Annotated in this window: 8 protein-coding genes; 5 read left to right on the plus strand and 3 right to left on the minus strand. The window is 32.8% G+C overall.

All coding sequences use genetic code 11. The features are described from left to right. Positions 1-355: 355 nt before the first annotated feature. Positions 356-1,516 (minus strand): signal peptidase I, encoded by a 1,161-nt coding sequence (lepB, locus tag QZ659_RS19125; protein WP_291728427.1) that lies wholly within the window; start codon positions 1,514-1,516, stop codon positions 356-358. Between the two features lie 276 nt (positions 1,517-1,792). On the opposite strand from lepB, the gene QZ659_RS19130 reads away from it, so the two are divergent. The 3 genes from QZ659_RS19130 (at position 1,793) to QZ659_RS19140 (ending at position 5,956) form a co-directional block, all read left to right on the plus strand. Then, positions 1,793-2,569 carry a leucine-rich repeat domain-containing protein gene (locus tag QZ659_RS19130; protein ID WP_291728430.1) on the plus strand — a complete coding sequence of 259 codons (777 nt, stop codon included), beginning with the start codon at positions 1,793-1,795 and terminating at the stop codon, positions 2,567-2,569. Between the two features lie 257 nt (positions 2,570-2,826). Beyond that, positions 2,827-4,731 carry a hypothetical protein gene (locus QZ659_RS19135; RefSeq protein WP_291728432.1) on the plus strand — a complete coding sequence of 635 codons (1,905 nt, stop codon included), beginning with the start codon at positions 2,827-2,829 and terminating at the stop codon, positions 4,729-4,731. Between the two features lie 424 nt (positions 4,732-5,155). Beyond that, positions 5,156-5,956, plus strand: coding sequence for a M48 family metalloprotease (locus QZ659_RS19140; protein ID WP_291728434.1), 801 nt, complete (start codon positions 5,156-5,158; stop codon positions 5,954-5,956). Between the two features lie 37 nt (positions 5,957-5,993). Here QZ659_RS19140 and QZ659_RS19145 read toward each other — a convergent pair whose 3' ends face one another. After that, positions 5,994-7,136 (minus strand): hypothetical protein, encoded by a 1,143-nt coding sequence (locus tag QZ659_RS19145; protein WP_291728436.1) that lies wholly within the window; start codon positions 7,134-7,136, stop codon positions 5,994-5,996. After that, positions 7,118-7,525, minus strand: a complete 408-nt coding sequence (locus QZ659_RS19150; protein ID WP_291728438.1) for a hypothetical protein — start codon at positions 7,523-7,525, stop codon at positions 7,118-7,120. Before QZ659_RS19150 ends, QZ659_RS19145 begins: the two co-directional genes overlap by 19 nt. Before the next feature lie 459 nt (positions 7,526-7,984). Between QZ659_RS19150 and gldJ the strand changes: the two genes are divergently transcribed. Then, on the plus strand, positions 7,985-9,220 hold the full coding sequence (gldJ, locus tag QZ659_RS19155; RefSeq protein WP_291728440.1) for a gliding motility lipoprotein GldJ: 1,236 nt from the start codon (positions 7,985-7,987) through the stop codon (positions 9,218-9,220). A 241-nt stretch (positions 9,221-9,461) separates the two neighbouring features. Next, the coding region (locus QZ659_RS19160) for a hypothetical protein (RefSeq protein WP_291728443.1) at positions 9,462-10,141 on the plus strand (680 nt) is incomplete at its 3' end.

Below are 10,141 nucleotides of genomic sequence, written 5' to 3' on the forward strand. Positions count from 1 at the left end.
AAGCTGCTTTCCGAAGACCATTTCCTACACTACTACTGAAGGAACTCTCTGGAGTAGATAATAATTTGTCTGCCATCTTTGAGATGCTTTTTGCCTCTCGTAAGTCTTCAACACCACAACCAATAAACTCTCGTTTACCCCAACTATCTAAACTTTGATGTAACATAAAGAAACAAAATATAAAGGTGAATAGTAAATAAGTAATAGTTACACAAAACAATAGCCAAAATTGAAAATTTTATGGGACAGGACAAGGATGGAATCTTGAGCTAGAAAACCATTCTTAAACAAGTTCAACGAGTGAATGATATATATTCAAATTTAATTATAAGAAATAATAAGTTCGATAAGAACGCTACCTTACCCACTTAAAAAAACGCTCCCAACGCACTCTTGCCCAGTTTTTTATGCCATCAGCAGGGGTTTCAGAATGATAAATCAGTAGAGGCGTGCCGATGAGGTGGTCTTCTGGGACAAGTCCCCACATACGAGAATCAGAGGAATTATGACGATTATCTCCCAAGACAAAGTAATAGTTTTGCTTGAAGATATAGTTTTCTACTAAAATTCCATCAATAAAAAGTTGGTTATTGATTACTTCTACATCGTTATTGTATTCATGATTTTTGATAAGATTTTCATACAAAAGTAGTGTTCCTTCGTGCATAGGAATTGTATCTCCTTTTTTAGGAATATAGTATGAACCAAAATAATCTCTATTCCAACCTAGTTTTTTGCTATTTTCTGTCATAGAATTATCAGAAATATCATTTTGTTCGAAAAATTTAGGTGTAATTTCTTCAATTCTCAAATCTTGCCTTAATTGATTAGCCTGTTTAGGTGTGGTATAGAGTAAGTATGTTTTTGTCTTGGCTTCTTGACTTATAGCGTTATCAATTTTTCTATTTCTACCTTTTTTTCCTTGTTTTTTCTTAAATTTTTTAATGCGCTTTATCTCTTTGGTTTCTGTTTCTATTTCTTTCCATGTCTGTACGTCGGTATGGTGAAAAATAACCTCAGGCTTTTCAGTTGTCTTGACAATATAACTCAGCTGCATATCCGAAGGGTTAGGTAGCCATTCTCCATTTCTGAAAATATCTTGACGTGCAATCTGAATTCTGTCGCCAGCCACACCCACACAGCGTTTGATGTAACATGTCTTGTCTTCTATTTTTTTGGCACTATCTAAAGGATAGTAAAAAATGATAACTTCACCTGCTTCTACTTCTCTTAGTTTAGGCAATCGGTCTGGTAAAAGGTTTGAAATATCAAATTCAAAGCCTGCTTTTTGAGTAGTAGTGTTTTGCTTTTTTTGAGGAATTTTTGCCCCAAAAGGAAGTTTGTTACAAACAATTTTATCACCTCTTAGAAGCGACCCCTCCATAGAAGAAGTCGGAATAATAAAATATTCGAAGGCAATTTTTTTGAATGCAAATAAAGAAATACAAATAAAAAATAGAAAATAAAGACGAAGCCACCATCTTTTGGAAGTCAATTTACTATTTTTAATTTTCATGGTAATTTTTATAGTTATCTAAGTAAGTAGCTAATTAGTAATTTTGAAGTAATAGGGAAGGGTTGTAGTTTTTATCTAGTTAGATAGTTGCACAAAACACGCCATAAATCTCATAAAAAGAAGTTAAAATTGATTTTTATTAAGTTTTTATAGAAAAATTTAGGGTATTGATAGAATAATAGGTTGACTATTAGAATAAAAGTAAAATTTTGTTTGGTTATGTGTGATAGAAAAATATTTTCAATAATAGGCATTTCAGAATTTTACAGATATAAAATGAAAACACAACAAATAATTGAGTTATTAGAGAGGAAAGTAGGTGGTAAACTGACAGAAGCACAAAGTATAGATGATATTCTTGGTGGAATTAAAAATAGACATTATTTAATGAGTGATTCTCAAAAAATAATAGGACTAAATTTGCATTGGTGTGATGTATTGGATATGTCTTTTTTATCTGTTCTGAAAGACTTACGACAGCTCAACTTAGGAAGGGGAAATGTTAGAGATTATTCTTTTTTAAAGCATTTAAAGAACTTAGAAGTACTCATTTTAGAGGATAATATGATTGCAGATATTTCATATTTATCAGAGTTGAAGAAATTGCAAAAACTTGATTTATGGACTAATGTCGTATGGAGTGTGTCGGCTTTGTCAGGCTTGATAAACTTACAGTTGCTTGACTTGGATAGTAACGAAATCTATGATATTACTCCTCTATCAACCTTGAGAAACTTGCAAACGCTTAGGTTGGGGTTCAATGAAATCTATGATGTTGCCCCTCTCTCAATACTAACAAATTTAGAATTTCTTAATTTAGAGCATAATCAGCTTATAGATATTTCTCCTTTAACAGCCTTGAAAAATCTAAAGTCTCTCAATTTATCAAGTAATCAAATTACAGGTATTTCTCTTTCTTTTCTAGAGAGTTTTCCAAAGTTAGAAAAACTAGAGTTATATGATAATCCTATCCAAAATATTCCTAAAGAACTGTTTAATACATCTGAAAACAGACTAAAAGATATACGTATGTATTTAGAAAGCATGGAATAAGTAAAAGTTGTGTTAGATTTAAAATTTTATATCAACTTATTTAACGTGAAATTGGGATTTTGTTCATTGATTATCAATACGTTATAGCATTTTTATCGGTGCTGACCTATTGGTCTGACCTTAATTAAGTGAGTTCAGTCTCGTTAGAGCAGACCATAAATACATAGAAACCCATTTTGCCTAAAAAGCAAATTATTTGTATCTTAATACAAAACAATCATCAAAAACTAAATTTACCTTCTAAACTATTTCAAAAAATGTCAAAATCTAAAGTTTTTTTTATCGTTGTTGCTATTCTGCTTCTGATAGGAGGTAGTTTGTATGGATATGAATATTTTACTAATAAAAGTATTATTGATAGAGCTAATGCTCTCTATAAAGAAGGAAAGTATGATGAAGCTTTACCTGTTTATAAATCTGTAAAAGAGGGCGTTTTTGATACACATAATATAGATTCTTGGATGGGAGAATACGATATAGAACGCATACAAAAGGATGTGATGCCTGCATTTGAGCGAGCAAAGAAAAACCTAAAGGAAAACAATACAGATTCGCTAATTGTAGCTTATCAAGATTTAAAAAATATAGCTTCTAATGTAGGTTACTTTCAAAATGAGCCTGTTATACTCATAAAAGATATTAGTGGTTATAAAGCTCAAGCCCAAAAAATAATTTTAGACCAAGCTAAAGAAGCAGAAAAACAAAATCCAGCAGAAGCCATAAAGTTATATTCAGTATTTAGTTATTCTGATGTAAATTACTCTAATTATCAAGACAAAATAAAGTCTCTACAAAAACCTGCTTTTCTTCAACAATACAATGAAAAAGAATACAACAAGGCTTTATCAATTTATACTAAAATGGACGATGCAGACAAAGAAAAATTTCAGTCTGAACTTAAAGAACCTTTAAACCATAGCCGACTGGAAGCAGCAAAACAGAATAAAAAAGGTGCACTACTTTTTTACAGAACAGGTGATATGGTTAGTTTGGAAAATGTAACGAAACTTCTTTTGGAGGTAGATTCTACCACAAAATACCACAAAGAAGCCCAAACAGAGCTAGAAGACCTCAATGGAGAAGTAACGTATTATATGGGAGAACAGGAATATGAAGCTGGAAACTTGGATGAATCACTCCATTTTTTTGCTCAAATTCCACCTGCATCTCCTCATTATGATGATTCGAAGAAAAAAATAGATGAAATATCGAATAAACTACAAGCAGAGCATCAAAGTACAGCACTTACTAAAAAGCGTACAGAAGCCTATCAGGAAGTGAAAAATCAGCTTTCTCCTTATTTGAATGACAAAACCACTTATTCTGTAATTTTATCAGATTCAAAGGATTCAGATAAAAAGTTTAAATACACGATTGTTTATCAGAATGGCTCTGTTCCTACTACAAAATCAACAGATTTTATGAAAGTAAGTGATAGTACGTATGATTTCTTTTTAGATGATATAGGAATGGAAATTCTATCTAACCAAGGACAACAAATCACACAAGCAGGATATAGCAATTATGTTGGAAATACGCAGTATGGGCGTTGGAGAGAAGATGACGGAGATACATTTTGGGAATTTTATGGGAAATATGCTCTTCTAAACTCTTTATTCAACTCAAATAGAATTTATAGAGATGATTATTACACTTATAATCGTTATTATAGAACCTCTAGCCGTCCATATTATGGTAGCGTGTACGTGCCTTTGAAGTCTGCTGTCAAGCAAACTCCTCGTTTCCAGCAAACAGTAAACAATCGCTCACAAAAAAGCTGGTTTTATGCTAAAAGTGTTCCATCTCGCTCTGTAAAAAGCAGTAGTACAGCTAGTACACCTTCCAATAAAAGTTGGTATTATGGCAAAACACCTATGAAACGTAGCAGCTATGCAAGCAATTCAAGAGCAACTAACCGTAGTAGCTATGGACGTTCTTCCTTCCGTTCTAGTTCTAGTCGTAGCTCTAGCAGTGGTGGATATAGTTCATCTAGTTCTTCATCTTCTTCAAAAAGTTCCTCTAGTGGTTATCGCTCTTCATCCAGTTCTAGCCGTTCATCTAGTAGCAGTTATCGTTCTAGTTCTAGTAGCTCTTCTTCACGTACTTCTCGCTCTAGCTCTTCTTCTTCTCGTTCTCGTTCTTCGTCTCGTGGAGGAAAGTAAGATTTGCATTGTGTGTTCGTTGGAAACTTTAAGGATAGAAAAGCACATTAAATCAGATATAAAACTTATTTTATTTACTGGACTTATGCAGATTAGTGTCCTGTACGCCACGGGACACGGTTTCAAATTTTACAAACCCTGCTCACACAAAGCAGTATGTTGCGTAAGTCCAGTTATTTATTACTTCTCGTCCAAGCGTTTTGCTTGGACGAGCTTTTTGTCTATGCTGGCTTTTAGTTCTTCATCCTATGCTGATAAAATGGTAAGCACAAGAGCAAATCTTGCACTAGAAAACTATTTTTAAACAAGTTCTTTATCTTTTAAAAACATAACTAAAAAACTTAACGTTTATATAGGAACTGAACTCTAAGAATTTTTAAAACTTTTTAGAGACTTTTTAAAAAAATCACTAAACATTCTGATTATGACAAAAATTAAATCATTTTTTAGCCTATCTTTTTTATTTGGTCTTTTACTCATACTGGGAGCTTGCGACAAAGACGGAAACATAAACTTTTTTTCTATTGAAGAAGATATCAACATAGGGCAGCAAGTAGCTGCCGAACTAGAAGCAGACTCTACTGTTATTATTTTAGATGAAAGCGAATATTCAGAAGCCTATTCTTATATTCGAAACTTAACAAGCAAAGTATTAGCTTCTAACGATATTCGTTATCGTGATGAATTTGTTTGGCAAGTCAAAATTATTCAAGATGATGAAACCCTAAATGCCTTTTGTGCTCCTGGTGGTTATATTTATGTCTATACAGGTATTATTAAATACCTAGACACAGAAGACCAACTCGCTGGCGTAATGGGACACGAGATTGCACATGCTGATAAACGCCATGTAACTGATAACTTAACAAAAGCCTATGGCTACGAAACACTTTTTGCTATCTTTTTTGGAAATGACCAAGGACAGCTTGCAGGAATTGCAAAAGGCTTAATAAATTTGAGTTATGGTAGAGCTGCAGAGCGTGAAGCAGATGATTTTTCTGTTCTTTACTTATGTGATACAGAATATCAATCGAATGGAGCAGCAGGATTTTTCCAAAAGATTATCAATGAAGGTCAAAGCAGTTCGCCACCAGAATTTTTAAGCACTCATCCAAACCCAGATAACCGAGTAGAAGCCATCAATAACAAGGCAAGAGAAGAAGGATGTAGTATAACACCAAGTGGAAACAATTATGCAGCGTTTAAGGCTTCCCTGCCTGAATAATCTATCTGAATTAGACAGGGTTCCGACCCTGTCTTTTTTACAATAAAAAAACATATACCCACATCCAAGGAGATAAATAATGCCCTACACCCATAGAAAAATATACTCCTACGTGAAAACAAACTCCTATAAAAATTAAAGTAAGTCTAATCTTCCTACTTTTATGAACAATACATAAAAAGCCTATTTCCCAAAAAATAGTAACAATAGAAAGTAGAAAAACTAAAGTAGGATAATTTGATAAGCTCTGACCCAAATCAGTAGTAGAAAGTTCTAAGTAACCCATTAGAGCATTTCCATTGAGCCATTCTAAGCCTCCAATAAATATTTTTTCCAGTCCAGAGGAGGCATAAACCAATCCAATTGATATAAATACTAAATAATTTTGAGAAACAAAGTTAAGATTTGATGTATTAAAATTCGTTTTCCAAAACCAAATTGGCAATAACATACAAACCCAGTTCCAAGTGGCGTAAGTATGTTCTGTTTTTCCAAATCCATACAAAAAGCCTTGTAAGTAAATGAAAAGCATTGCGCTCAAAAGAAGACACACAAAGGCTGTTTTTTGTATTAGAAATTTATCTTTTGAAAAAATAGAAAACAGAAAGAAAACCACGCCAATAATTGAAATTATTCTTAATCCATAAAATAAAATAGTCAGAAAAGGTAGCGTTGGAAAACTTGGAGCAACGATTTTATAAAACGAAATCGGTTCGTACAAATCAGCAATTTGAGAATATTCAGTCAAAATTTCTAGCCACTCTTGAGAAAGCAAAACATTGGAAACCAAAAAATAAGTAATCAAAATATATTGCTTTCTTACTGTTATTTTTTGAGTATATACTGTTTTTTCTTTGACAAACAATTTTACTTTTTGATAGACCTTTGGAAGCAGAAGAAGGGAAAAAATACAGCCAATAAAGAAAAAACGAATAGCTATTTGGTCAGATTTTTTGATAAAAAAAGCAGCATCAAAACGGTATTTTTCTACTTTCAATCGTGGATAAATACTTTCTACTAAATTAGAAAACCAAGAAATTGTATCTTTTTGGTTTTCATCAAAATAAGCAAGGGTATAATTTCGAATCCAAAACCAATACAAAACTTGTGATAAGAGTAGTAAAGAAAAAGCAAGCCAAAATCTATGTTTAAATACAAAGTCTAATTTGAAAATACGCATACCGAGTCGATTTCATTTTGAGAATTTTCTTTGACATGATACCATTTCCATTTTATTTTTTCGTCTGAATTGTATTTATTTTTTATTATTTTTTCAAATACGTTTATAAAATATGTATGTGTTTTCTGATAATGATGTTTCCGAACTTGCATCTGAAAAGCATTAGCATTGAGAGGTATATTTTGAGGCAACAACTCTACAAAATTTGTATCCTTTCCAAACACATAAAAAATATGAAACTGCTCATATTGTGCCTTGTGTTGTACAGGTTCTGCAAACATTCCAAAACGATGAAATGGATAAGCATCTTTCAAAAAAATGAAAGGAAAAACTATTCCCAAAACTATTAATAGTGTGTTTAGATAAGTAAAATGCTTTTGAGAAGACATAAATAAAAAACTTTACAATACCTACTGCCAAATGATTAGAAAGCCAATAAAATATAAGAGAAATCTGATTTTATGGTAATTTAGTAAATCGTTTTTTATAAAAAAGCAGACCACAATTTCTGATTCTATCTTTTTTTTCTAAAATTTGTGAATAAATTTGTTCGAATTGAGAGCGTAAGCACAATAAAAAAGCACTTTAAGCATTATTGATGTAGGGGAAACTATAATAAATGGTTTTTGTGTATATTTGTAGTTCCTAAATATTTCTTTCAAGACAAATGTAGATATTTAGTGAAAGTTTGCTTGAAATTTGTACTATTCTATTACAAATAAAATTTGAGTGTGAAAAATTCAAATCATACAGAACGTTTTTCCCCCAACTAATTTAGAAAATACTAATACTAAGCAGCGTATCTATTTTTTCAGATACAATTTAAAAAGATTATAATACAACGCATTATGGCAAAATTGAGTTTTCAGTTCGGTGCATTATGTATCCTAGTTCTAGGATTGATGTTAGGAGGTTGTAATAAAAAACCACCAACAAGTACCAAACCAGGTAAGAAAAGTACAGCTACTGGAGTAGCCTTTGGTAAGAAAAAACCAAATGGCGAAGAAGGTGGATTTAAAGTAGAGAAATTTAAAGGACAGCCTGCAGGTCCTAACCTTGTTTTTATTGAAGGTGGTCGCCACGTTTTAGGTTCTTTCGAAGAGAACGTAGAAATGACAGCAGCCGACAACATTGAAAATACGGTTACTATCAAGTCCTTTTATATGGATGAAACAGAGATTGCCAATATTCACTGGTTAGAATATATGCACTATCTATTACAAGACTCTTCACAACAAGCCTATGAAGAATCTTTGCCTGATACAACAGTTTGGTCTGCTGAGTTAGCTTACAATGACCCTTACGTTGACCATTATTTGCGTTATCCAGGTTTCCGTTACTTCCCTGTTGTGGGTGTTTCTTGGAAGCAAGCAAGTGATTACTCTTTATGGCGTACAAGTATGGTAAACAATGGCTTGGCAATGAAGAGTGGTAAGAAAGATGTAAAAGAATTAGCTAAAAATGGAGAGCGCATTCCATTAGAGTCTGGAGTCGTGTTGCCAGGGTATCGCCTTCCAACAGAGGCAGAGTGGGAATATGCAGCCAAAGGCTTAATCGGAACGCAATACTTAGATGAAGCACAAGATTATGCTCGTCTTTATCCTTGGGATGGACACTCACTTCGTAATCCTTACGGAAAGCAAATGGGACAGTTCTTGGCAAACTTTAAGCGTGGTCGTGGTGATTATGCAGGTATTGCTGGAGCTTTGAACGATGGTGCAATGATTACTACTTGGATTTATGCTTATCCTCCAAATGACTTTGGTCTTTATAATATGGCTGGAAACGTAAATGAATGGGTATGGGATATTTACCGTCCAGGTTCATTTGAGGATTTTGGTGGAGAGCCTAATGCAGACCTCAACCCTATTCGTCGTAATGATTTCTTAGATAAGTCAGAAGATTATGACTTTGAAAACTTTGAAACACTTATCAATAACCACGTTCGTGTATATAAAGGAGGTTCTTGGAAAGATGTAGCTTATTGGCTGTCTCCAGGTACTCGCCGTTATATTGAGGAAGATTCTTCTACTTCTCATATCGGTTTCCGTTGTGCAATGATTCGTGCTGATAGCGATAACTAGAATATAATACTAGAAGAAAGTAGAAAGCCTTTTACTCTCATAGAGTGAAAGGCTTTTTTATTTTGTATGAAAAAATATGCTTATATTTATCTACTGTAAAATTTGTTTAATCTAGTAAATAAAAACGTTTGACGAAAAACCATTTTTTTGTAACTGATAAAAGCACTCTCGGTACTTACTTTGTAGCTAATTAGGGCAAAACAATTTGGTCTGAAATCCTATAATTATCCCTATATAAAAAATGTCGATATTTACCTCAAATAGTTCTGATAATAAACCAAACGAAGAAAAAATTCATATTGTAGATTTATCATTAAAAGTCTTGACCTTTGATTATTTGCTGCGTTGGATTTCCTTAGGTGGGTATCGTTTATTATTTGGAGAGAGTGTAAAGGCTTCTCATTTAATTTTCTTTTTCTCCTTACAATTACTGATTATAGTTTTTACACTCGCATTTACATTTTGGAGAGAGTATGTATTTCGCATCAATAGTCGCCCAGAAGAAACTATTCCTGATTCCTTCGAACAGATTTGGAAACAGTTTTGGGATATAATTTATAAAAAGAGAGATTATGAGATTGTAGGGTCTTCATTTTCAATGCTTTTGCGTTTCTTTTTTGTCGTTACGTTTACCTATATGGTAATTTCTGCTTCCTTCGACAAGATTGTTTTTGATGGTTACAAAGCAAATCTGATAGGCTTTGTAGGAACATTCTCCTTTTTTGTGTATGGCATTTGGATATATTTTATTTCTCATTTTAGTGTGCCAGATTCAGAGTTTCGTCCTGTTCAGGCTCTTATTAGTGCAACTAAGCGAAGAAAACACAACTTATCTGAACTTTTAGAAAGCGATTTAGAAGTTCATAAAATGAATGAAGTAGATGAGAATCCAATAGATACCAATGATACAGAAATTTTAGA

The organism is Bernardetia sp., from assembly GCF_020630935.1.
Classification (GTDB): domain Bacteria; phylum Bacteroidota; class Bacteroidia; order Cytophagales; family Bernardetiaceae; genus Bernardetia.